Source organism: Microbacterium sp. AK031 (assembly GCF_024807145.1).
Taxonomy (GTDB): Bacteria; Actinomycetota; Actinomycetes; order Actinomycetales; family Microbacteriaceae; genus Microbacterium.
The window spans coordinates 91,353-114,815 of record NZ_JANUCA010000002.1 but is presented as its reverse complement, the minus strand read 5'-3'; the positions used below and the strand labels follow the sequence as shown (position 1 = coordinate 114,815).

The window sequence follows — 23,463 nt, the reverse complement described above, 5'->3', positions numbered from 1 at the left end:
TAGACGCATGTCGAATCAAGAGGTTGAGCTGGTCATCGTCGGTTCCGGACCCGCCGGATATACCGCTGCGGTCTACGCCGCTCGCGCAGGGCTCGAGCCGGTGGTGCTCGCCGGTTCCGTCACCGCGGGCGGTGCGCTGATGACGACGACCGAGGTGGAGAACTTCCCCGGATTCGTCGACGGCGTGCAGGGGCCTGAGCTGATGGAGTCGATGCGCGCCCAGGCCGAGCGGTTCGGCGCCCGCATCCTGCTCGATGACGCCACCAGCGTCGACCTCGACGGTCCGGTCAAGATCATCGAGACCGGCGCCGGTGAGACCTTCCGCGCTCGCGCCGTCATCCTCACCATGGGATCCGCCTATCGCAAGCTCGGACTGCCCGAAGAAGAGCGACTGACCGGCCACGGGCTCTCATGGTGCGCGACCTGCGACGGGTTCTTCTTCCGCGATCAGGACATCGTCGTCGTCGGCGGCGGCGACTCCGCGATGGAGGAAGCACTTTTCCTCACCCGCTTCGCGTCGAAGGTCACAGTCGTGCACCGCCGCGACGAGTTCCGTGCGTCGACGATCATGGCGCAGCGGGTGCTGGATCACCCGAAGATCGACGTCGCCTGGAACAGTGAAGTCGCAGGCATCATCGGAGCCGAGAAGGTGCGTGCGGTCACGCTCCGCGACACAATCACCGGTACCGAACGCGAACTGCCTGCCACCGGGGTCTTCGTGGCCATCGGTCACGACCCCCGCTCCGAACTCGTGACCGGAGTCATCGACACGGACGCCGAAGGATATGTGCTCGTGGACCATCCCTCGACCCGCACCAACCTGCCCGGAGTGTTCGCGGCCGGCGACCTCGTCGATCACACCTACCGTCAGGCGATCACCGCCGCAGGCACCGGATGCGCCGCAGCGCAGGACGCCCAGCAGTTCCTCTCCGATCTCGCAGACGCTCCGGTGCACGTGTCCGCAGCGGAAGAGGTCTTCGCATGAGCACCGCAACCGTTCCTGCACTACCTGCGACGCGTCGCCTGTCGACGCTTGACCGGTGGCTGCCGCTGTGGATCGGGCTCGCCATGGTCGGCGGCATCCTCCTCGGTCGATTCGTCCCCGGCGTGTCCCCGTTGCTCGCGAGCCTCGAGGTCGGCGGCATCTCCGTTCCCATCGCCCTGGGCCTGCTGGTGATGATGTATCCCGTCCTTGCGAAGGTCCGCTACGACAAGGTCGCGGCCGTCACGGGCGACAAGAAGCTGCTCATCTCCTCGCTCGTGCTGAACTGGTTGATCGGCCCCGCGCTCATGTTCGCGCTCGCCTGGATGTTCCTGCCCGACCTGCCCGAGTACCGGACGGGTCTCATCATCGTCGGGCTCGCCCGATGCATCGCGATGGTCGTCATCTGGAACGACCTTGCCTGCGGCGACAGAGAAGCCGCCGCCGTGCTCGTCGCGATCAACTCGGTCTTCCAGGTCGTGGCGTTCTCACTGCTCGGGTGGTTCTACCTCACCGTCCTGCCCGGCCGGCTCGGGCTCGACACTCAGGGGCTGGACTTCTCGGTCGGCTCGATCGCGCTCAACGTCCTCATCTTCCTGGGTGTCCCGTTGCTCGCTGGATTCGCATCACGGTTCGTCGGGGAGCGTCGCAAGGGGCGTGAGTGGTACGAGGAGAAGTTCCTGCCGAAGATCGGCCCATGGGCACTGTACGGGCTGCTGTTCACGATCGTGCTGCTGTTCGCTCTGCAAGGGGAGCAGGTCACGTCCCGCCCGCTCGACGTGGCCAGGATCGCGTTGCCGCTGCTGGTGTACTTCGCGGTGATGTGGTTCATCGGACTCTTCACCGGCAAAGCGCTCGGTCTCGGCTACGCACGATCTTCGACGTTGGCGTTCACCGCTGCCGGCAACAACTTCGAACTCGCGATCGCTGTGGCCATCGGCACGTTCGGTGCAGCGTCGGGGCAGGCGCTCGCAGGCGTTGTCGGCCCGCTGATCGAGGTGCCGGTTCTCGTCGGGCTCGTCTATGTCTCGCTCTGGGCGGCCCGTAAGTGGTTCCACACCGATCCGTACACCGCCGCTCCATCCGCCGTCGAGAGGGTGCCATCATGAATGTCACATTGACCGCTGACGAGACGTGCAGTCCCGTCAGCACGCATGCGATCGGGCAGGATGCCGCATCCTCGGTGGCATCCACGCTGAAGGCGCTGTCGGACCCGTTGCGACTGCGGATGCTCTCCGCCATCGCCTCCGACCCGCGAGGGGAGTCCTGCGTGTGCGACCTCGCCGAACTCGCCGAGGTGTCGCAGCCGACCGTGTCGCACCACCTCAAGGTCCTCAAGGACGTCGACGTGCTGACGTCAGAGCGCCGCGGCACATGGGTCTGGTACAAGATCAACCCCCAGCGTCGCCGCGCCGTCACGACGCTGCTGGATTCGTTCGCGCCGGCCACGGTTGCAGCGCCAGCGGCGGATGGTGCGTCCGAAGACATCCTCCGACCGGATTTCGATGCGCGCGTCACGCGCCTCGCCGATGAACTGGCTGCAGAGGTTCCTGACGTCGACGCTGCCGCCGTCCTCACCGTCGTCCGGGAGTCGTACACGGCTCTCGCCCGCACCGCCCGGGTGACCTCGGCCCTGATCCCGCTCACAGAGCGGTTCGCGCGTCAGAGGCTCAGCGACCTCACCCGCGACCGCGATACGGCCGTGCCCCAGGTGCTGTTCGTCTGTGTGGCCAACGCCGGTCGCTCGCAGCTCGCCGCAGCTCTTGTCAATCAGCTCGCAGGCGGCAAAGTCGTCGCCCGCTCTGCCGGCTCCAGCCCCGCGGATGTGATCCACCCGCACGTGCGATCACTGCTCGCCGAGATCGAAGGAGACGGGGCCGCAGAGCGGTTCCCGAAACCGCTGACGGACGATGCCGTCAGAGCGGCGGATGTCGTCATCACGATGGGCTGTGGCGATGTCTGCCCGATCATTCCGGGAGTCCGCTACGACGACTGGGCTGTGGGCGATCCGGCGCTCGCATCACGCGAGGGCGTCGAAGCCATCCGAGACGATATCGCCGCCCGAGTCCGCACCCTCGTAGACGACCTTGTCCACTGACCACTTCTCAACACCTGGAGACAGCATGACCGACACCACCAAGCCCTCCGTCCTGTTCGTCTGCGTCCACAACGCCGGCCGCTCGCAGATGGCAGCCGGATTCCTCCGCGACATCGCCGGCGACCGCATCGAGGTCCGTTCCGCCGGATCCATGCCGGCCGATCAGATCAATCCGATCGCGGTCGACGCCATGGCAGAGCTCGACATCGACATCACGGCAGAGCAGCCGAAGGTGCTCACCACTGAAGCGGTGCAGGCCTCTGACGTCGTCATCACGATGGGCTGCGGTGACGCCTGCCCGTTCTTCCCCGGGAAGCGGTACGAGGACTGGAAGCTCGACGACCCGGCGGGTCAGGGCATCGAGTCGGTGCGCCCGATCCGCGACGACATCCGGGCACGCATCGAGACGCTCGTCGGCGAGCTGGTCTGACGCGCAGTTTCCGAGCTGTTTTCCTTGCCCCTGTACGATGTGCGCCGCATGCAGTACGCCGACAATCCGCGGCGGACATGCGGATTGAGGGAGTCAAGATGGCGAAGACAACGAAGGCCGTGAAGTCGGCGAATGCTGCGCTGGATGCCGCGGCCGAGGCCGCGAAGGATGCGAAGCGTCTGAGTAGGACGCTCCCGAAGAAGGCCGCGAAGAAGCTGCGCGCACTCGCCGACGACGCCAAGGACGTGTCGAAGGCGAAGAAGAAGGTCGAGCGCAGTCCACGCAAGGTGGAGAAGAAGGCCGTCGCCGCGATCGAGCGCATCGAGAAGACTGCAGACAAGATCGAGAGCAAGCTCGCGGCGAAGGCAGAGGCCGCGAAGAAGGTGCAGGCAGAGGCCGCGAAGAAGGTCAAGAAGGCCGAGAAGGCTGCCAAGGCCGAGAAGTCTGCCAAGGCCGACAACGTATCGGTGCAGGATGCTGTGAAGCCGGTTGATGAGGCGGTTGCGAAGCCTGCAGCAACCAAGCTTGCGGTGACGAAGCCTGCGGAGACGAAGCCTGCCGCGACCAAGCCCGCAGCCACGGGCACTGCGGCTCCGAAGGCCGCGGGATCCGACCTGTCGACGCTCACCGTCGTACAGCTGCGCGCACGCGCAGCTGCCGAGAGCCGCACCGGATTCTCGCGGCTCAACAAGGCGCAGCTGATCACTCTTCTGTCGGCTTGAACCCGTCGATGCAGGAGTATCTCGACCACTCCGGCGCTGCGACCGCTCCGCGCACGCTGATCGACATCCTCCGGGCATCGGCCACGCAGCATCCGCAGGCATCGGCCCTCGAAGACGCCGACGGCGCGCTGAGCTATGCCGAGCTGCTGGCGCTCGTCTGGCAGACCGCCGCCCGGCTTCGAGAGAATGGCGTGGAGAAGGGCGACCGCGTAGGAGTGCGGATGCCGTCAGGCGACCGTGAGCTCTACATCGCGATCCTCGGGATCATGGCCGCAGGTGCAGCCTATGTGCCGGTCGATGCGGATGACCCCGAGGAGCGGGCGGATCTCGTCTTCGGAGAGGCCGGGGTCGCCGGTGTGATCACCGGAGCGGGCGCCTACGAGCCGCGTGCGGCCGAATCGCACGCGCCGACGAGGGCACTGTTCGACGGAGAATCACCGCACCCGAGTTCGAGCGCGATCGTCACAGTCGAGATACCCACCATCGATGACGACGCGTGGATCATCTTCACCTCCGGCTCGACCGGTGTGCCGAAGGGCGTCGCCGTCACACATCGCTCGGCCGCGGCCTTCGTCGACGCAGAAGCTCGACTCTTCCTGCAGGACGCACCACTCGGTTCTGGCGACCGAGTGCTCGCGGGCCTCTCCGTCGCATTCGACGCGTCGTGCGAGGAGATGTGGCTCGCCTGGCGCTACGGCGCATGCCTGGTTCCTGCACCGCGAGCGCTGGTGCGCTCCGGAGAAGACCTCGGACCCTGGCTTCTCGGCCACGGGATCACCGTCGTCTCCACCGTGCCGACGCTGGCCGCGCTGTGGCCGCAGGATGCCATCGAGAACGTCCGCCTCCTGATCTTCGGGGGAGAGGCCTGCCCGCCGGAACTCGTCGCACGACTCGTCTCGGACGGACGTGAGGTGTGGAACACCTACGGGCCGACCGAGGCGACGGTGGTCGCGTGCGCGGCGCTGCTCGACGGCGAAGGCGCTGTGCGCATCGGGCTGCCGCTGGACGGCTGGAACCTGGCCGTCGTGGACTCGGCCGGCAACCAGGTCGCAGACGGTGAGGTGGGCGAGCTGATCATCGGAGGCGTCGGCCTCGCCCGATACCTGGATCCTGCGAAGGATGCCGAGAAGTACGCGCCGATGCCGTCTCTCGGCTGGGAGCGCGCCTACCGATCGGGCGATCTCGTACGCGCCGATCCTGCAGGTCTCCTCTTCCAGGGTCGTGCCGATGACCAGGTGAAGGTGGGCGGTCGCCGCATCGAACTCGGCGAGGTTGAATCCGCGCTGCAGGCGCTGTCCGCGGTCTCCGCCGCCGCCGTGGTCGTGCAGCGTTCCGATGGCGGCGTGCCGCTGCTCGTCGGCTACGTCGTCCCTGCCGAGGGCTTCGACCGCCAGACCGCCCGCGCTGAGCTCGCCGAGACGCTCCCCGCGCCGCTGATCCCGCTCCTCGCCGTGATGGACGACCTTCCGGTGCGCACCTCCGGCAAGGTCGACAAGGCCGCCCTGCCCTGGCCGCTCGAAGACACCGACGGCTCGGACTCGTCGCTGTCGGGCACCGCGGCGTGGCTCTCCGAGCAATGGCTGGCGGTGCTCGGCATCCGTCCCGCCGATGAGAAGGCCGACTTCTTCCAGCTCGGCGGCGGCTCCCTCGCCGCCGCTCAGCTCGTCTCCCGCATCCGCGTCCGCGCGCCCGAATTCACGATGGCCGACGTCTACGATCTGCCGAAGCTCCGGCAGATGGCGGATGCCGTCGAAGAAGAAGCCTCCGACGACGAGGTCGAAGCGACCTTCAGCACCGCGCACCCCACGCCGAGGATCATGCAGTGGGTGCAGAGCATCGCCGGTGTGCCGTTGTTCATCCTCACCGGCATCCGCTGGACGCTGTGGCTGCTCACCGGCAGCTGGCTGATGCAGCTCGTACCGGGATTCGAGTTCCTGCCGGACGCGCCCTGGTGGGTCATCGTCATCGGTCTGCTGATCTTCGTGATCCCGTTCGGTCGGATGGCCGTCTCGGCCGGTCTTTCGCGGCTGTTGCTCGCAGGAGTGCGACCCGGTGACTATGCCCGCGGGGGAGGAGTGCATCTGCGCCTCTGGCTCGCCGAGCAGATCGCCCACCAGATCGATCCGGTCGGCCTGGCCGGTGCGCCATGGGTGACGTATTACGCGCGCGCTCTCGGCGCGAAGATCGGCCCGAACGTCGACCTGCATGCGTTGCCGCCGGTCACGGGCATGCTCGACGTCGCGGAAGGTGCGGCGATCGAGCCCGAAGTCGACCTTTCGGGGTACTGGATCGACGGCGACACCGTGCGCATCGGCGGCATCCGCATCGGCAGGGGCGCCACGATCGGCGCGCGCAGCACCCTCGCGCCCGGGACGAAGATCGGTCGTGATGCTGAGATCGCACCGGGGTCAGCGGTGTTCGGCAGAGTCCGCGCCGGTCAGCGATGGGCGGGCTCTCCTGCGGTGCGCGTGGGCGGAACATCCAGCCCGCTCGCGCCGGAGCGTCCTGCCGCTCCGCGAAGATGGCTCTGGGCCTACGGCCTGTCGTCGGCCGGTCTCGCGCTGCTGCCCTTCGTCGCGTACGCCGTCGGCCTGCTCGTGATCGCGCAGGCGATCCGCGGGTCCGCTTCGCTCCCCGAGGCTCTGCCGGCTGTCGCCGCGTGGCTGATACCGGCGACGCTCGCTGCCGGAGTCACGCTCGCGGTGCTGGTCGTGGTGCTCACTCGACTGCTGTCGATCGGCCTGGATGAAGGCATCCATGCCGTTCGCAGCCGCGTCGCCTGGCAGGCCTGGTCGACCGAGAGGTTGCTGGACTCTGCCCGCACCATCCTGTTCCCGATCTACTCGAGTTTGTTCACGCCGATCTGGCTGAGGATGCTGGGTGCCAAGGTCGGTCGCGAGGTCGAGGCATCCACTGTGCTGCTGATCCCGTCCATGACGACGATCGACGACGGCGCGTTCCTTGCCGACGACACGATGGTCGCGGCATATGAGCTCAAGGGCGGATGGATGCGCCTGGACCGCGCGCGCATCGGCAAGCGCGCGTTCCTGGGTAACTCGGGCATGGCCGGTCCCGGTCACCGGGTGCCACGCGACGGTCTCGTCGCCGTGCTCTCGGTCGCGCCGGAGAAATCCAAGCCGGGCTCGTCCTGGCTCGGTTCGCCCGCCATGCGGCTCCGCCGCGTGGTCAACGATGCCGACCTCGAGCGCACTTACCGTCCGCGCGGCGGGCTGCGTGTCGCCCGCGCACTGTGGGAGCTGTGCCGCTTCATTCCGGTGATCGTCAGCTGTGCGCTGGGAATGGCTGTCCTGTTCGCGCTCGCTGCGATGATCGATGCCTGGGGCATGGCCATGACCGCCGTGCTCTCCGGTGTCATCGTCATGCTCGCCGGTCTGTTCGCGGCCGCCATCAGCACGATTGCGAAGTGGGTCATCGTCGGGCGCATCCGCCCTGGCGAGCATCCGCTGTGGTCGAGTTTCGTCTGGCGCACCGAGGTCTCCGACACGTTCACGGAGATGGTGGCCGCACCGTGGTTCGCGAACGCGGCCGCCGGCACGCCGATCCTCGCGATGTGGCTGCGCTCACTCGGCGCCGAGGTCGGTCGCGGCGTCTGGACCGACAGTTACTGGCTTCCGGAACCCGACCTCGTGACGCTCGGAGACGGAGCGACCGTGAACCGCGGTTGTGTGGTTCAGACGCATCTGTTCCATGATCGGGTGATGAGCACTGACACGGTGACCCTCGAAGCCGGGGCGACGCTGGGCCCGCACAGCGTCATCCTCCCCGCCGCATCGATCGGCGCGGATGCCACGGTCGGCCCCGCGTCACTCGTCATGCGCGGCGAGACCGTTCCGGTCGGCAGCCGCTGGAGCGGCAACCCGATCGGACCGTGGCGAGCAGTCAAGGTCCGCGCGTACCAGTCTGCCGACCTGTGAGCGGCGATCCGTACGTCGCGCAGAGCGGCGACGCGAACCTGAGCGTCGACCACTACGAGCTCGAACTCGACTACAAGGTGACGACGAATCGTCTCAGCGGCACCGCGGTGCTGCGCGGATACGTCCACGCGGCGACCAGCGCGCTGTCGTTCGATCTCGTGGGGCTGCGCGCCTCACGGGTGCGCCTCGACTCCGGCAAGTCGGTGCCGTTCCGCCAGAGCGACCGCAAGCTGCGGATCACCCTCGCCGCGCCGCTCGCCGCCGGTGACCCGTTCGCGGTCTCCATCGCCTACGCCGGCGCTCCGAGGCCGCGCCGATCGCGATGGGGCACGATCGGCTGGGAGGAGCTCGAGGACGGTGTGATCACCGCCTCGCAGCCGACGGGGGCGCCGACATGGTTCCCGTGCAACGATCTCCCCTCCGACAAGGCGACCTATCAGCTGACGTTCACCACTGATTCCGCCTACACCGTCGTTGCAGGCGGCACCACGTCACGGTCGATCCGCGGCGGGAAGACGACCTGGATCTTCGGCCGTGACATCCCGACGGCCACATATCTCGCGACCGTGCAGATCGGTCGGTACGTTGCGAGGCCGATCGACTTCAAGGGCGTGCTGGGCGAGATCCACTACCCGCGCGCACTCGAGGCCCGCGTGCTCGCGGACTTCGCAGACCTCCCCGAGATGATGCGGGTGTTCGAGGAGACGTTCGGCGCCTATCCGCTGCCGGACTACCGGATCGTCGTCACGGAGGACGAGCTCGAGATTCCCCTCGAGGCGCAGGGCGTCGGCATCTTCGGAGCGAATCATGTCGACGGCGAAGGTGGATCGGAGCGTCTCGTCGCCCACGAACTCGCGCACCAGTGGTTCGGCAACAGCGTCGGCCTGTCGCAATGGCGCGACATCTGGTTGAACGAGGGCTTCGCCTGCTACGCGGAATGGATCTGGTCCGAGCGTTCAGGCGGCCGTGCCACGCACGCTGAGGCCGTGGATCATCACCGTCGGCTCGAGGCCCTGCCCCAGGACGTCATCCTCGGCGAACCCGGTCCTGACTTGATGTTCGACGATCGGATCTACAAGCGCGGTGCGCTCACCCTCCACGCCGTGCGACTGACGGTCGGTGACGAGTCGTTCTTCCGGCTGCTGCGCGCGTGGGCCGAGCGCTTCCGCTGGGCCACCGCGACGACGGCTGATTTCATCGATCTGGCCGAAGAGGTTACCGAGTCATCGCTCGCCGACCTGTTCCATGCGTGGCTGGAGGCGGCGCCGCTTCCGGCGCTGCCTCTACGACTGCCACACTGACGATGTGGCCCGGCGGGCCGGCAGCGGGAGCGACCACGATCCGCTCGTCCCGGCCGGGAACGCGGACGACCCGCCCGCCCGGCAGCAGCATTCCGGAGCGCTCGCCGAATGCAACATCCGAGGGCGGGACGCGCAGCCCCCGCCCGTCGGCCTTGACCGCGGCTTCGATTTCGGTCCATTCGCGCAGTCCTGGTGGCGTGCGGGGCGCGAACAGGCGCGCCAGCTCGCTCATCGAGGCGTCGACATCCGAAGTGCGATGCTCGATGTCGATGCCCACGGCGGATGCCGATTCCAGGGCGACCGCGGCCGCTGCGACCATGTCTCCGGCGTAGCTGACGCTCACGGCGAACGGGGCACCTTTGGCGTCTGGCCGGCCGTGATCACCGCCGCAATGCTCGCAGACGCTCTCGATGCGAACGGCGCCCGACACGATCCCTGGAACCAGCGCCTCCAGGAGTCGTCGTCCGGTGGCGAATCGGCGCGCCCGCGCGGCATCCATGCCGTCGTGACGAATCCTCTGAGACGGCCCCAGCATTCGCTCCGCATCGAGCAGGTCGGCGTCGTCGACTGCGCGGGTCCAGGCGATCCGCACCGGACCCAGAATGGTCTCGTCGATCATCACGCCCCTCAGCGTAGGCCCAGTCGAGCTCTCCGAGTCGGGAGTCCAGGCGCGGATAACCCGCCTAGAATGGAGGTGTGGCGAGACTATTGATCGTCGGGGGCTTCCTGGCCCTCGTCTTCTGGGTGTTCAGCATCGTCGACTGCGCAGTGCAGCCGGCGACGCGGCACCGTGGCGCGTCGAAAGCCGCCTGGATCGCGATCGTGGTTCTCATCCCCGTGCTCGGCGGCATCCTCTGGTTCGCTCTCGGACGCCGGCGTCCGAGAGATCAGGAGAGCATTCGTCGAGCCGCTCCCGACGATGACCCTGAGTTCCTGCGCAGCCTCGGCAAGACTGAACAGGACGAGCGGATCCGTAGGCTCGAAGAGGAACTCGCCCGCCTGGACGACGAGACAGACCCGCCGGCGGCTGAGCCGCGATCGTGACGGCGTCGCCGGCATCGGATGCCGCGGCATCGCTTCTTGCTGAAGTCATCGCGCACGGTGTGCGCGACATCGTGATCGCGCCGGGCTCGCGCTCACAGGCTCTCGCCCTCGCTGCCGTCCGCTTCGCCAGGCAAGGCGATGTGCGCGTGCATGTGCGGATCGATGAACGTGTCGCCGGATTCACGGCACTGGGCCTTTCGCGCGAGACGCGCGTTCCCGCGGCCGTCATCTGCACATCCGGTACGGCGGCGGCGAACCTGCTCCCCGCGGCGATGGAGGCGTTCCACTCCGGTGTGCCGCTGCTGCTGCTCACGGCCGACCGCCCGCCCGAACTGCGCGGCGTCGGAGCCAATCAGGCGACGATCCAGCCGGGGCTGTTCGACCCATTCGTGCGGCTCTCACTCGACGCCGCTGTCCCCGGCGACGGATCGTGGGACGGCCTCGCAGAGAAGGCTGTCGCTGCGGCGATGGGGGCGGATGCCGCGCCCACAGCCCTCTCGGGAGTCGCCGGGCCAGTGCACCTGAACCTTCCGTCACGCGAGCCGCTCTCCGCTGTACTGGCAGAGGGCGCCGAGGTCGCTCCAGGGACTGCGCCGACAGCGACGGAGGGGGAGCCGTTCGTTCTGACACGCGGCCTCCGCACCGTGGTGATAGCTGGAGCGGATGCCGGAGCAGAGGCCGAGGAGATCGCCCATGCCGGCACGTGGCCGCTGATCGCCGAGATCGTCAGCGGCGCACGCTACGGCCGCTACATCGTGCACGGCTACCGCGAGATGCTGCGCGACGATATCCTCGGTGGCCGGATCCAGCGTGCCGTGGTGTTCGGGCATCCCACCCTCAGCCGCGAGGTCACCGCCCTCCTGCGCCGCGACGACGTCCAGGTGATCGCAGTGCGCTCCGGCGGTGAGGAACTGAATCTCAACGGACGTGCGGTGGCCGCAGCATCCGTCGCCGTCGCCCCCGGCGAAGCCGACCGCTCCTGGATGGGGGCGTGGATGGAAGCCTCTGCGGCATCCGTCGTCGACCTCAGTGAGAACGCACCGGATCAGGAAGGGCTCGCATCGACCGACTTCGCCGCTCGCCGAGACGCGGTGCGCACCGAACTCGAGGCAGTGCGGCGTCCCCTCGATCGCGAACTGCTCGTCGATGCCGTGTGGCGTGCGACGTGGCCGCACGACCGTCTGATGTTCGGGTCGTCGCGGTTGGTGCGGGTCGCCGATGCCGTGCTCGGCGGCAAGAAGGTGCCGGTGCATGCCAATCGAGGCTTGGCAGGCATCGACGGCACCATCTCCACCGCCATGGGCATCGCACTCGCCAGCCAGGCCGAGGGCGCAGCCGGTGTCACCAGGGTGCTGTTGGGCGATCTCGCGTTCCTGCACGACATCGGTGCGCTGCTGCTGCCGCCGGACGAGCAGGAGCCACGCATCCAGGTCATCGTAGGCAACGATGGCGGCGGCACGATCTTCGATTCGCTGGAGGTGGCGTCGTCCGCCCCGCGCGAAGACCTCGACCGCGCCTTCTACACTCCGCACACGACCAGCCTCGAGCAGCTCGCGCTCGCGTACGGCTGGACGTATCAGCGGGTCACGACGCGCGCTGCGCTCGACCAGGCGCTCACCACGCCGGCCGGGGGCCGGCAGCTCATCGAGGTGCCGCTTCCTCGTGACTGATGTCGAGACGAGCAGATTCACCGCATGGAGTGCCGAGATCCGGCAGGTTCACGGAAGGATGTACGCATGAGCACACGAGGCTGGTCAGGCGAAGCATCCGAGATCCTGCAAGTGGACGAGGCGTTCCTTCTGGCGAACGTCGCTCCAGGGAGCCACCCCGGCTACGGCGGTGACAAGAAGAGCGGAGTGAAGGACCTCGCGGCCGGAACCGAGTCGCTCGGTGAACTGCAGGAGCGCCTGTATGCGGCGAGTCGCACGGGCGACACGACGGATGCGGTGCTGCTGGTGTTGCAGGCGATGGACTCCGCGGGCAAGGGCGGCATCGTCCGGCACGTCGTCGGCGGTGTCGATCCCCAGGGGATCGCGCTCACCGCATTCAAAGCGCCGACCGAGGAGGAGCAGGCGCACGACTTCCTGTGGCGCATCGAGCAGCGGCTTCCGCAGCCCGGATTCATCGGCGTCTTCGACCGATCTCACTACGAAGACGTGCTGATCGGGAAGGTGCGCGAGCGCGCCTCCGCGGACGAGATCGAGCGGCGATACGACGCGATCAATGCGTTCGAGGCCCAGGTGGCCGCATCCGGCACCCGCATCGTCAAGGTGATGCTGCACATCTCGCCGGAGGAGCAGAAGGAACGCCTGATGGAGCGCCTCGAGCGCCCGGACAAGCACTGGAAGTACAACCCCGGCGACGTCGACGAGCGGATGCTGTGGCCGAAGTACATGGACGCCTACCAGACGGTGTTCGACCGCACTTCGACCGAGGTCGCCCCCTGGCACGTCGTGCCCGCCGACAGCAAGTGGTACGCGCGGCTGGCCGTGCAGGAACTGCTGCTGGCAGCGCTGGAGGACATCGACCCGCAGTGGCCGGCCGCCGATTACGACATCGAAGCGGAGAAGAAACGCCTGGCCGCGAGTTGAGCTCGGGCAGGCCGTCGCTCAAAGCGGGGTCGTGCAGCCGCAGGAGTCCCGGACGACGAGTTCATGATCCGCGAACTCATGCACGGGGACAGCAGTGTCGCCGGTGAGGATCTCGATCGAGCGCGCGGCGATGGCGCGTATCGGCTGGCGCACAGTTGTGAGTGGAGGGACGGTGAACTCCGAGTGCTCAGTGCCGTCGAATCCGATCACGGCGAGGTCTTGCGGAACTCGGAGACCCAGCAGATAGGCGGCGTGGAGCACCCCGTTGGCCTGTTCATCCGTCGCGCACGTGATCGCGCGCGGGCGATCGGAGCTTTCCAGCCAAGGGATGCTGACGGCCGAAGCAGCGGCGCGAGAAGAATCGCTGTTGCGCTCCTCGTGGCGGATTTCACGGCCGCTCGCCGCGATGGCACGGAGGAAGCCGCGACGGTGCTGATCGGCACCCACGGACTGGGCAGGGCCGTTGAGTAGGCCGATGCTCTCGAACCCGTGTTCAGTCAGATGAGAGGTCGCCGCCTCGGCGGCCGATTCGTAGTCGATGGTCACGGAGGAGACCTGCGAGTCCGAGGCGAGCGGATGCAGGGCGACGACGGGGATCGATGCCTGCTGGAATGCCGAGAAGTCCGGCTCATCGAGCAGCGACACCATCACCACTGAGTCCACGCGCCGTTCGACGAACGCTGCGATATGCCGGGCTTCGCGGGCCGTATTGAGCCGGGAATCGCCGATGAGCAGCAGATCGCCGCGTTCGATGGCTGCGTCCTCCAGTGCTCCGGCGAGCTCACCGAAGTAGGGGTTGGCGATATCGGGGACGATGAGTCCGATCGTGGCGGTCCGGCCGAAGCTCAGGGCGCGAGCGAGCGCGTTCGGTCGGTAGTTCAGCTGCGCAGCGGCGGCGAGCACGCGTTCCTTCGTCTCGGGAGACACATTGCGAGGCCCGTTATTGAATACATAGCTGACGACGGCAGTGGAAGTGCCGGCGAGCGCGGCGACGTCACGTCCGGTGGACATCATTCTCCTCTGTGGTCGCTAAGCGGTTAGACCTGCATGGATGCTAACAGGATCGATGCATCTTGCGGTGCGCTCGGTATGTCGTTTAGAGTTCAATCTAACCGCTTCGTCTATGCGGTTAGAATCCGGCGTCGAGAAGTGCGCCCCACAGACATCAGGAAGGTGAACCCATGAAGCGTTCACGAGCTGCGTTGCTTGCCGGACTGGCGATCGGTGCACTGTTCATCTCGGGCTGTTCCGCCGCGGACGACTCCGGCTCCGCTGACGGGACGTTGCAATTCCTCGGCACCGATGATCCAGCGACCTATGCCCCCGTCATCGAGGCATTCGAAGCGTCGCACCCCGACATCACCGTCGAGTACACGCAGGTGCCGTTCGATCAGTACTCCAGCACACTGCAGCAACGGCTGGGAGCAGGGGACGACACCATCGACGTCTACGGCGTCGATCAGCCCAATCTCTCCCAGCTCGCGGCACAGGGCTTCCTCGAAGACCTCAGCGATCTCGAGGACGAGGCGAAGGCCGCCACCAGCGAAGGCCAGTACGAGATCAACCGGTACGACGGCAAGATGTGGGCGCTGTCGGTGTGGAATTCCACCCAGCTGATGTTCTACAACCGCGATGCACTGACCGCTGCCGGTATCGAGGCACCCACCGCGGATCCCGACGCTCGTTGGACCTGGGAGCAGGTCGCAGAGGCAGGTCGCGCCGCGCAGGCGGCCGGTACCCCGTACGGCCTGGTCCTCGAGCAGATCGAGGCGTACTACCAGCTGCAGCCTCTCGCGGAATCGCTCGGCGGGGGCTCTGGCATCGTCGGTGACGACATGCTGACTGCCGACATCGCGAACGATGCGTGGGTGCAGGCGATGAACTGGTACGGCGAGACATTCGCCAGCGGACTCGCCCCGCGCGGTGTCGGCGGCTTCCAGACGGCACCGATCTTCAGCGACGGCGATGCCGCCTTCTTCGTCGGAGGGCCCTGGGATGTGGGCCGGATGGCTGCGGATGCCGACTTCGACTGGGGTGTCGCGCCGATGCCGTACTTCGAGGGCGGCGATGCGGTGACGCCGACAGGCTCCTGGTCATGGGGAATCAACACTGCGTCGAAGAACAAGGACGCTGCTCGTGAATTCATCGAGTTCGCGGCGTTCGATGCGGCCGGTGCGCTGTCGACGGCGGAGGCGACGACGATCATCCCCGCCAACACTGACGCGGAAGCCGAATATCTTCCCGGTCTCGAAGAGCTCGGCGGTGAGCACGCGGCGGGCGTCGCCGATCTCATCTCCTACGAAGTCGAGAACACCGCGGTCTCGCGCCCGACGTCGGTCGGGTACGTGCAGTTCGAGGCGGAGATGAACAAGGCCTTCGCCGACATCCGTAACGGTGCAGACGCCGCCGAACGGCTGGAACAGGCCGCGAGCCAGATCGAAACCGCTTGGACAAAACTGTAATGACGACGCGTCTGTCGTCCGGTATGGGCGCTGTCGCCCATACCGGCGCGGCGGCGCGCAGGCCACGGTGGCGGAGCCGTCCGGCGCTGATCGCGCTCGCCTTTCTCGCTCCTGCGCTGATCACACTACTGGTCCTTCGCATCGCACCAGCAGCTGTGGCGCTGTGGCAGAGCCTGTTCCAGAGCGGGTTGCTGAGCGGAGATCGCTTCGTCGGCCTGGGCAACTATGTCGATCTGTTCGCGAGCCCGGACTTCCAGGGTGCCCTGGGCGTGACGCTCCTGTTCACGGTGCTGATCAACCCGATCCAGGTCGCCGTGTCATTCCTGCTCGCCGTGCTCTACACGAAGCGGCTCGCCGGTGCGAAGATCTGGCGTTCGCTCGTCATTCTGCCCATCGCCGTGCCTCCGGCCGTCTCCGCGGTGATGTGGAGCGTGATATATCGTCCGGATGGCCTGGCCAATGCGTTCCTCGATCTCTTCGGCATCCCTCCGCAGCCGTTCCTGACCTCTCCGCAGCAGGCGCTCGTCTCCATCATGGTCCTGCTCTCGTGGATCGGTGTCGGCTATTGGATGATGTTCCTGATCGCGGGAATCAACGACGTTCCGCGGTCGTACTATGAGGCGGCGTCGCTGGACGGCGCCTCGTCATGGCGGCAGTTGTGGAGCATCACGTTCCCGCTCGTCCGCCGGCCGCTCGCATTCGTGCTGGTGGCGGACACCGTCTCGAACCTGCTCGTGTTCGCGCCGGTGCAGATCCTCACCAAGGGTGGACCGGAGGGCTCGACCAATCTGCTGATGTACGACATCTTCACTCGCGCGTACACGCTGGGAGATCTGAACACCGCGCAGGCGGAGGTCGTGATCCTCGTGCTGGTCACCGTGCTGATCGTCGGGTTGCAGTTCCGGCTGTTGAAGGCGGAGGACTGACATGACTGTGACCACTGCTGGGCGGCGCGTGCGCCGCAGTGCCCCGCGGCGCCGTCTCGGACTCTTCGGCACCTCGGTGCTGGGCGCGGCGATCGGGATCGCGTTCCTCATTCCGCTGTGGTGGACCGCGATCAACTCGCTGCGACCCGGTGCTGAGACCTTCCGTTATCTCAACCCGCTCGAATGGCAGACGTTCATCACGCTCAGCCCCACGTTCGACAACTACGTGGTTCTGGCGAGCTCCGACTTGGGACGGGCCATCCTCAACTCGCTGTTCATCAGCCTGGCGACGGTGGTCTTCGGACTCGTGATCTGCGCGACTGCCGCGTATGGTCTGGCCGCATTCCAGTTTCGAGGCCGCGGCGTGCTGTTCTCCGTCGTCATCCTGTCGTTCCTCATTCCGTTCGACGCGATAGCCATCCCGCTGGCCGACATGTTTCGCGACTGGAATCTGCAGAACACGTTCTTCGGGCTGATCCTGCCTGGACTCGGCAACGGCATGGCGATCTTTCTGCTGCGGACCTTCTTCCTCGCCGTCCCCGAGGAACTGATCGAGGCCGCCCGACTCGACGGACTGGGATGGTGGGGCGTCTTCTGGCGGATCTACCTGCCGTTGTCCGTGCCCTCGCTCATCGGAGCAGGACTCATGCTGTTCCTGTTCCAATGGCAGGCCTACGTATGGCCGCTCTTGATGGGCACGGATCGCGCGCACATCGTTGGTCCGGTCGCACTGTCCAACCTGCAGGGGCAGTTCGCCGTCGACTACGGCGTGCTGTTCGCGGCATCCGTGATCCTGATCCTCATCCCGCTGGTGATCATCCTGAGCTTCCAGCGGTACTTCATCCAGTCCGTCTCCACGACCGGACTCAAGTAGCACTGTCGCCATGCCGCTGGCATGGCCGGAATAGGAGTACGCGCATGCGCACCCACCGAATCATTCTCGACACCGACCTCGGCACCGATGTCGACGACGCGATGGCATTGAGCCAGCTGCTCGGCCTGAGCGACGTCGATCTCATCGGCGTGACGACGGTGTACGGCGACGTCACGCTCCGTGCCCGTCTGGCGCGGCGCATCATCGCTCTGTCGGGACGCGACGTGCCGGTGTACGCCGGGCGCGACACGACGCTCTCTGGCCGTGAGGTGTGGTGGGCAGGGCACGAGGGCGCGCTGTACGACGATCTGGAGACCGAGCGGGTCGAGGACGAGGATGCTGTCGACTTCCTCGTCAGGACCGTGATCGCCCAGCCCGGCGAGATCGACGTGGTCGCGATCGGTCCGCTCACGAACATCGCCGCAGCTATCCGGTCCGATGATCGATTCGCCGGTGCGGTCCGCCATCTCTGGATCATGGGGGGAGATTTCGTCGGCGACGAACCGGAGCACAACCTCCGCAGTGACTCGGCGGCCGCCGAGATCGTGTTCGCGGCCGGCATCCCCACGACGATCACCGGCCTGGAGATCACGCGTTTCGTGGAGATACGCAAGGATCAGGTGGATCGGATGGGCGAGGCAGGCGATCTCGGTCGTCTTCTGGTCGCCGAGATCGAGCAGTGGTGGCGGTTCTGGAACGAGGAGTGGAACGTCCCGCATGACCCAGTGACAGTCCTGACACTGGTCGAGCCGGCGCTGTTCGCGTTCTCGGACACCGGGAGCATTCGGATCGAACGCGTCGGTGACGGAGAAGGGCGCACGGTGTTCGAGCCGGGGGAGGGCACGATCCGCGTGGTTCAGCGGATCGACGCGGTCGCCGTCGCGGAACGGATCGTCGACGCGATCGTCGAGGCCGGTACAGTCGCCAGTACGTGACTCAGGCCAGCGCGTCGACCAGCGGGCGGAACTTCACCCTGGTCTCCACCAGCTCTGCTTCGGGATTGCTCGCAGCGACGATTCCGGCACCCGCGTATGCGGTGACGCCGAGCGTCGTGCCGTCGTCCGTGCCGCGCAGGGATCCGACCTCGAACTGCGCGCAGCGCAGCGCGATCGCCCACTCGCCGTTCCCGTTGCCGTCGACCCAGCCGACCGGCCCCGCATAGCGGCCACGGTCGAACGGCTCGAGCTCGCGGATCGCGGAGATCGCGGCCTTCGTTGGGGTGCCGGCGACGGCCGCGGTCGGATGCAGCGCGCCGATCAGATCGAGCGCCGAGGCCCCGTCCGACAGCTCGCCCTCCACATCGGTCGCGAGATGGAAGAGGTTCGGCAGCTTCAGCAGGAACGGCTGCTCGCTCGATGCCAGAGCCCTGGTGTGCGGGCGCAGGGAGATCAGCACACTCTGCACGGCGTACTGGTGCTCGTCGATGTCCTTCACGCTGGATGCCAACGATGCGGATGCGGCATTGTCCTCATCGGCATCCGCTCCACGCCCGATGGTGCCGGCCAGCACGCGCGCGGTCACCGCACCGTCCTGCACGGTGACCAGCGTCTCGGGGCTCGCGCCGATCAAGCCGTCGACGGCGAACGTCCATGTGTCGGGATATCCGGTCGACAGCTCACGCACGAGCCGGCGGAGATCGCTGCCACCGGGGACCGTTCCGGAGAGATCGCGTGCGAGTACGACCTTGCTGAACTCGCCCTCACCGATGCGACCGAGCGCAGCACGGATCGATGCCTGATATCCGTCCGGACTCTGCTGTCCGGGGCCGAGCGTGCCCGCCCAGTGCGGCCCGTACGCGCGTCGCTCGAGCGTGGCATCCGGTCGATCCTGTGGAAGGTCTTCGCCGGCGAGTGCGATGCGTGTGATCCAGCCGCGGCCCTTGCGCCTGCCGAGAATGACGGAGGGCACGACCAGGACGCTGTCCGAGGCGGAGTCCTCATCGAACGTCAGAGCGCCGAAGCCGACCAGACCGGTACCGGGTAGATTCACCGGATCGTCGATCTCGGCCGCCGCAGCCAGCTCACGCCAGGCATCAGCCATCATCTCGGAGCGCATGGGCGCGGTGCCCGCGGGGACGCGGATGAAGGCCGGCATCGAATCGCCGACCGCGACGATGCCGTCGCCGCGGCGAAGCCAAGCCAGGGGAGCGGAGGGGTGCGCGTATGCCAGAAGGTCCTCGACCGGATCGATCTCACGGGTCTGCACGATCAGGCTTCTGCTCACATCCCCAGAATAGTTGTCCGATCCGGTGCATAGAGTGAAGGTATGAGCGTGCGACCTGAACCCGGTGCCGAGATGGTGTTCCAGTGGCGGAAATGGGACGGATCGCCGCACTGGCGGCACGAGTCGGTCTACCTCGGAGCCGACGCGTGGGGCGACTGGGTCGGACAGCCGATCGGGTGGCGCAGCGCACGACCCGGCGCGGGGTTCGAGGCCGTCGGTCCCAACGTCACCCTCGTCCCGGCATCCGGCGATTTCGCGCTCACCGTCAACCGGAATCACCCGGGCGGCATGCGCGTCTACATCGATCTCGGCTGGGACATCCACTGGTCGGACGATCCGCTGCTCGCCACTGGCATCGACATGGACCTCGATGTCGTCCGGATCGAAGGGGAGCGCGGCACCTGGGTCGACGACCGCGACGAGTGGGCCGACCACAGCATCCGATACCGGTATCCGGCCGAGATCATGACGCACCTCGAGGAACTCGCCCTCGACCTCGAGACGCGGGTGCGCGCACAGGTCGCCCCGTTCGATGACGCGGTTCCCGATCTGTGGCTGGATCGCCTGGAGGCGCTGCACCTCGACCGACCTAGACTGGACGCGTGACTCAGTCCAAACGCGCCGACCTCGGCAAGGATCCCCAGCGCGTCAGCGGCATGTTCGATCAGGTCGCCGCAGGCTACGACCGCACGAACACCGTCATGACGTTCGGCAACGACGCGTTCTGGCGTGCGGCCACCACTCGTGCAGTCGCGCCGAAGCGCGGTGAGCGGATCCTCGACCTCGCTGCAGGCACGGCGTCATCATCGGCATCCATCGCGATGAGCGGAGCAGACGTCGTCGCAGCCGATTTCTCGCCGGGCATGCTCGCGGAGGGCAGACGACGCCACGGCAATCTGAAGAACCTGTCGTTCGTCGAGGCCGACGCCATGAACCTGCCGTTCGCCGACGACGAGTTCGACGCGGTGACGATGTCCTACGGCCTGCGCAACGTGCAGCAGCCGAAGAAGGCTCTCGCCGAACTGTTCCGCGTCACCAAGCCAGGGGGACGAGTCGTCATCAACGAGTTCTCCACCCCGCCAGGCAAGGTGTTCCGGGGTCTGTACCGCTTATACAACGCGCAGGTGCTGCCGCGAGTCGCTCGGGTAGCCGGCACGAACGGCGACGCCTATGACTATCTGAACGAGTCGATCAAGGACTGGCCAGATCAGCGGACGCTGTCCGCGTGGCTTCGCGAGGTGGGCTGGACCGACGTCGCGTATCGCAACCTCTCGTTCGGCATCGTCGCGCTGCACCGGGGGATCAAGCCGGCGAAGGCGAACAAGCCGTCGAACACCGCCAAGGCGACCAGGACCGCACGGCCGAAGAAGGCGTGAGCCCCAGGTAGGGTGGAACCGTGACTTCGAGCCCTGCCGCCCCGGGTTCGCGCCTCGCGAGCCGTCTCGGCTTCAGCGACCGCGTGTTCATCGGCCGCGCCGCGCGGCGGGTGGCCGATCAGATCGAAACGGGGCTCGACCTCGTCGAGAACGGCCTCGCCGAAGATCTGCGCGTCGCCGATTCCGTCGCGGATGCGGCGAGCCGCTATCTCTACGAAGCGGGTGGCAAGCGCATCCGTCCCGTGTTGACGCTGCTGACCGCACAGCTCGGTGAGGGCAACATCCCCGCCGTGATCGACATCGCCAAGGCGTTGGAGATGACGCATCTGGGCTCGCTGTACCACGACGACGTCATGGACGGCGCCGACCGCCGGCGAGGCGTCCCAGCGGCGCACGCCGTCTGGGGGAACAGCGTCGCGATCCTCACCGGAGACATCCTCTTCTCGCGTGCGAGCCAGTTGATGTCGCGCTACGGCGACCGTGCGATACGGCTGCAGGCCGACACCTTCGAGCGTCTCGTCATGGGACAGCTGCACGAGACCGTCGGCGCGCAGCCGGGGGACGACCCCATCGAGTTCTACATCCAGGTGCTCGCAGACAAGACCGGCTCGCTGATCGCTGCCGCGACCCAGGGTGGTGCGATCTTCTCGAACGCTCCTGCGGAATTCGAAGAGCCGCTGCGTGTCTACGGCGAGAAGGTCGGCGTCGCCTTCCAGCTCCTGGATGACGTGATCGACCTGTCGGCGAAGCCCGAGGAGACCGGCAAAGTGCCCGGCACCGACCTTCGCGCCGGTGTGCCGACCATGCCATACCTGCTGCTGAAGAAGGAGACGGATGCCGCATCCGCTGCCCTTGCTTCGCAGATCGACGAGGGTGTGGCGCGCATCGCTGACGGCGCCGACCCCGCGATCCTCGACCAGCCGCTGGCCGAGCTGCGCGACCACGCCGTGACGCAGAAGACGCTCGAGCTCGCGCGCACCTGGACAGGCGATGCCATCGACGCATTGGTGCCGCTGCCCAGGGGCACGGTGCGCGAAGCGCTCACCCGCTTCGCAGAATCACTCGCTGACCGCAGCAGCTGACCTTGAGTCGATCGCCGCTGCATCCGAAAGGACACTCATGACCAAGCTCCGCCTGGCCATCGTCGGGGCGGGCCCCGCAGGCATCTACGCCGCCGACATCCTGCTCAAGACCGAGCGCTCCTTCGACGTGTCGATCGACCTGTTCGAGCAGCTGCCTGCCCCTTATGGTCTCGTCCGCTACGGGGTCGCGCCCGACCATCCACGCATCAAGGGCGTCATCAACGCCCTCCGCGACGTGCTCGATCGCGGTGACATCCGCATTTTCGGCAATGTGCGCTTCGGTGAGGACATCACGCTCGCCGACCTCAAGAAGCACTACAACGCGGTGATCTTCGCGACCGGTGCCATCCGCGACTCGAAGCTCGACATCCCCGGAATCGACGCCGACGGATCGTTCGGAGCCGCAGACTTCGTGAGCTGGTTCGACGGCCACCCCGATGTGCCGCGCGAGTGGACGCTGGACGCCTCCTCCGTCGCCGTGCTCGGCAACGGCAATGTCGCCCTCGACGTCGCCCGCATCCTCGCGAAGCACGCAGAGGACCTGCTGCCGACCGAGATCTCCGACAACGTCCACGCCGGACTCGAGGCCTCGAAGGTCACCGACGTGCATGTGTTCGGCCGCCGTGGTCCGGCGCAGGTGAAGTTCACGCCGCTCGAGCTGCGCGAACTGGGTGAGCTGCGCGACGTCGACATGGTCGTGTACGACGAGGATTTCGACTACGACGATGCATCGCTGGCGGCGGTCGCGAGCAACAAGCAGGTCAAGGTCATCGACCGTGTGCTGCAGCAGTGGCGCACACGTCCCTCGGCGAACAATGCCGGCGGCGAGGCGAGCAGGCGCCTGCACCTGCACTTCTGGGCCAAGCCCGTCGAGATCAAGACGGATGCCGAGGGCAAGGTCGCGGCGATCGTCTATGAGCGCACTGAGCCGGACGGATCGGGCGGGCTCCGCGGCACCGGAGAACTGCGTGAGATCGCGATCGGTCAGCTGTACCGCGCCGTGGGCTACTTCGGTTCGCCGCTCAGCGACGTGCCTTTCGACAAGAAGCACGGCGTGATCCCCAACCACGAGGGTCAGGTGCTCGCGAAGGACTCCAACCAGCGCGTGCCAGGCGTGTACGCCACGGGATGGATCAAGCGCGGCCCGGTGGGGCTCATCGGTCACACCAAATCCGACGCCATGGAGACCGTGCAGCACCTGGTCAACGACCAGGGCTCGTGGTGGCAGCCGGAAGACCCGTCCGACGCTGCTATTCCTGCACTGCTCGAATCGCGGGGCGTGAAGTGGACCGACCTCGCGGGCTGGCACCGACTCGATCAGCACGAGATCGCTCTCGGCGCGCCGCACGAGCGCGCGCGTGTGAAGGTCGTCCCGCGCGACGAGATGGTGCGGATCTCCCGCGGGGAGTGAGCGGGC

21 protein-coding genes are annotated in these 23,463 nt (G+C 67.0%); 18 read left to right on the top strand and 3 right to left on the bottom strand.

Translation table 11 applies throughout. From position 1 onward, the window contains the following. Positions 1 to 7 precede the first annotated feature (7 nt). The 7 genes from trxB to HDC95_RS05810 all read left to right on the top strand — a co-directional run bounded on the left by trxB (position 8) and on the right by HDC95_RS05810 (position 9,468). A complete protein-coding gene (trxB, locus tag HDC95_RS05840; RefSeq protein ID WP_259062346.1) occupies positions 8 to 985 on the top strand; it encodes a thioredoxin-disulfide reductase in 978 nt (325 codons plus the stop codon). Further along, positions 982 to 2,091 carry an ACR3 family arsenite efflux transporter gene (gene arsB, locus HDC95_RS05835; protein ID WP_259062345.1) on the top strand — a complete coding sequence of 370 codons (1,110 nt, stop codon included), beginning with the start codon at positions 982 to 984 and terminating at the stop codon, positions 2,089 to 2,091. Before trxB ends, arsB begins: the two co-directional genes overlap by 4 nt. Then, positions 2,088 to 3,080, top strand: a complete 993-nt coding sequence (locus HDC95_RS05830; protein ID WP_259062343.1) for a metalloregulator ArsR/SmtB family transcription factor — start codon at positions 2,088 to 2,090, stop codon at positions 3,078 to 3,080. The genes arsB and HDC95_RS05830 overlap by 4 nt, the downstream gene beginning before the upstream one ends. A gap of 25 nt (positions 3,081 to 3,105) precedes the next feature. Beyond that, complete coding sequence (locus HDC95_RS05825; protein ID WP_259062341.1) at positions 3,106 to 3,510, top strand: arsenate reductase ArsC; 405 nt, start codon at positions 3,106 to 3,108, stop codon at positions 3,508 to 3,510. Positions 3,511 to 3,608: 98 nt separating this feature from the next. Next, positions 3,609 to 4,232, top strand: a complete 624-nt coding sequence (locus HDC95_RS05820) for a hypothetical protein (protein WP_259062339.1) — start codon at positions 3,609 to 3,611, stop codon at positions 4,230 to 4,232. Between the two features lie 8 nt (positions 4,233 to 4,240). Further along, the gene (locus HDC95_RS05815; protein ID WP_259062338.1) at positions 4,241 to 8,167 is read left to right on the top strand and encodes a Pls/PosA family non-ribosomal peptide synthetase; all 3,927 of its coding nucleotides are present in this window, start codon (positions 4,241 to 4,243) and stop codon (positions 8,165 to 8,167) included. After that, positions 8,164 to 9,468 (top strand): M1 family metallopeptidase, encoded by a 1,305-nt coding sequence (locus HDC95_RS05810; protein WP_259062337.1) that lies wholly within the window; start codon positions 8,164 to 8,166, stop codon positions 9,466 to 9,468. The genes HDC95_RS05815 and HDC95_RS05810 overlap by 4 nt, the downstream gene beginning before the upstream one ends. Here the strand turns inward: HDC95_RS05810 and HDC95_RS05805 are convergent. Further along, positions 9,383 to 10,090, bottom strand: a complete 708-nt coding sequence (locus HDC95_RS05805) for a 4'-phosphopantetheinyl transferase superfamily protein (protein ID WP_259062336.1) — start codon at positions 10,088 to 10,090, stop codon at positions 9,383 to 9,385. The two genes, HDC95_RS05810 and HDC95_RS05805, sit on opposite strands and share 86 nt — an antisense overlap. Positions 10,091 to 10,164: 74 nt before the next feature. Here HDC95_RS05805 and HDC95_RS05800 point away from each other — a divergent pair, with 74 nt between their 5' ends. From HDC95_RS05800 to HDC95_RS05790, 3 genes are all read left to right on the top strand, one after another. Then, complete coding sequence (locus HDC95_RS05800) at positions 10,165 to 10,512, top strand: PLD nuclease N-terminal domain-containing protein (protein WP_259062335.1); 348 nt, start codon at positions 10,165 to 10,167, stop codon at positions 10,510 to 10,512. Further along, complete coding sequence (gene menD, locus HDC95_RS05795) at positions 10,509 to 12,182, top strand: 2-succinyl-5-enolpyruvyl-6-hydroxy-3-cyclohexene-1-carboxylic-acid synthase (RefSeq protein ID WP_259062334.1); 1,674 nt, start codon at positions 10,509 to 10,511, stop codon at positions 12,180 to 12,182. Before HDC95_RS05800 ends, menD begins: the two co-directional genes overlap by 4 nt. Before the next feature lie 66 nt (positions 12,183 to 12,248). Continuing rightward, positions 12,249 to 13,103: a PPK2 family polyphosphate kinase gene (locus HDC95_RS05790; RefSeq protein WP_259062333.1), complete on the top strand. Its 855-nt coding sequence runs from the start codon at positions 12,249 to 12,251 to the stop codon at positions 13,101 to 13,103. An 18-nt stretch (positions 13,104 to 13,121) separates the two neighbouring features. Here HDC95_RS05790 and HDC95_RS05785 read toward each other — a convergent pair whose 3' ends face one another. Continuing rightward, a complete protein-coding gene (locus HDC95_RS05785; RefSeq protein WP_259062332.1) occupies positions 13,122 to 14,114 on the bottom strand; it encodes a LacI family DNA-binding transcriptional regulator in 993 nt (330 codons plus the stop codon). Positions 14,115 to 14,284: 170 nt separating this feature from the next. Here HDC95_RS05785 and HDC95_RS05780 point away from each other — a divergent pair, with 170 nt between their 5' ends. From HDC95_RS05780 to HDC95_RS05765, 4 genes are read left to right on the top strand one after another with little or no spacing between them, the layout of a single operon-like run. Continuing rightward, the gene (locus HDC95_RS05780; RefSeq protein WP_259062331.1) at positions 14,285 to 15,565 is read left to right on the top strand and encodes an ABC transporter substrate-binding protein; all 1,281 of its coding nucleotides are present in this window, start codon (positions 14,285 to 14,287) and stop codon (positions 15,563 to 15,565) included. Continuing rightward, positions 15,565 to 16,491 carry a carbohydrate ABC transporter permease gene (locus tag HDC95_RS05775; protein ID WP_259062330.1) on the top strand — a complete coding sequence of 309 codons (927 nt, stop codon included), beginning with the start codon at positions 15,565 to 15,567 and terminating at the stop codon, positions 16,489 to 16,491. Before HDC95_RS05780 ends, HDC95_RS05775 begins: the two co-directional genes overlap by 1 nt. A gap of 1 nt (position 16,492) precedes the next feature. Further along, positions 16,493 to 17,365, top strand: a complete 873-nt coding sequence (locus HDC95_RS05770; protein WP_259062329.1) for a carbohydrate ABC transporter permease — start codon at positions 16,493 to 16,495, stop codon at positions 17,363 to 17,365. Between the two features lie 44 nt (positions 17,366 to 17,409). Further along, positions 17,410 to 18,300: a nucleoside hydrolase gene (locus tag HDC95_RS05765; protein ID WP_259062328.1), complete on the top strand. Its 891-nt coding sequence runs from the start codon at positions 17,410 to 17,412 to the stop codon at positions 18,298 to 18,300. Between the two features lies 1 nt (position 18,301). Here the strand turns inward: HDC95_RS05765 and HDC95_RS05760 are convergent, their stop codons facing one another. Further along, positions 18,302 to 19,588 carry an isochorismate synthase MenF gene (locus HDC95_RS05760; protein WP_259062327.1) on the bottom strand — a complete coding sequence of 429 codons (1,287 nt, stop codon included), beginning with the start codon at positions 19,586 to 19,588 and terminating at the stop codon, positions 18,302 to 18,304. Positions 19,589 to 19,630: 42 nt separating this feature from the next. Between HDC95_RS05760 and HDC95_RS05755 the strand changes: the two genes are divergently transcribed. The 4 genes from HDC95_RS05755 to HDC95_RS05740 are packed head-to-tail and all read left to right on the top strand — an operon-like array spanning position 19,631 to position 23,457. Continuing rightward, entirely contained in the window at positions 19,631 to 20,194 is a 564-nt protein-coding gene (locus tag HDC95_RS05755) for a hypothetical protein (RefSeq protein ID WP_259062326.1), read from the top strand. Further along, positions 20,191 to 20,964 carry a class I SAM-dependent methyltransferase gene (locus tag HDC95_RS05750; protein ID WP_259062325.1) on the top strand — a complete coding sequence of 258 codons (774 nt, stop codon included), beginning with the start codon at positions 20,191 to 20,193 and terminating at the stop codon, positions 20,962 to 20,964. The genes HDC95_RS05755 and HDC95_RS05750 overlap by 4 nt, the downstream gene beginning before the upstream one ends. Positions 20,965 to 20,984: 20 nt before the next feature. Continuing rightward, positions 20,985 to 22,046 (top strand): polyprenyl synthetase family protein, encoded by a 1,062-nt coding sequence (locus tag HDC95_RS05745; RefSeq protein ID WP_259062324.1) that lies wholly within the window; start codon positions 20,985 to 20,987, stop codon positions 22,044 to 22,046. Positions 22,047 to 22,083: 37 nt separating this feature from the next. Beyond that, the gene (locus HDC95_RS05740; protein WP_259062323.1) at positions 22,084 to 23,457 is read left to right on the top strand and encodes an FAD-dependent oxidoreductase; all 1,374 of its coding nucleotides are present in this window, start codon (positions 22,084 to 22,086) and stop codon (positions 23,455 to 23,457) included. Positions 23,458 to 23,463 lie beyond the last annotated feature (6 nt).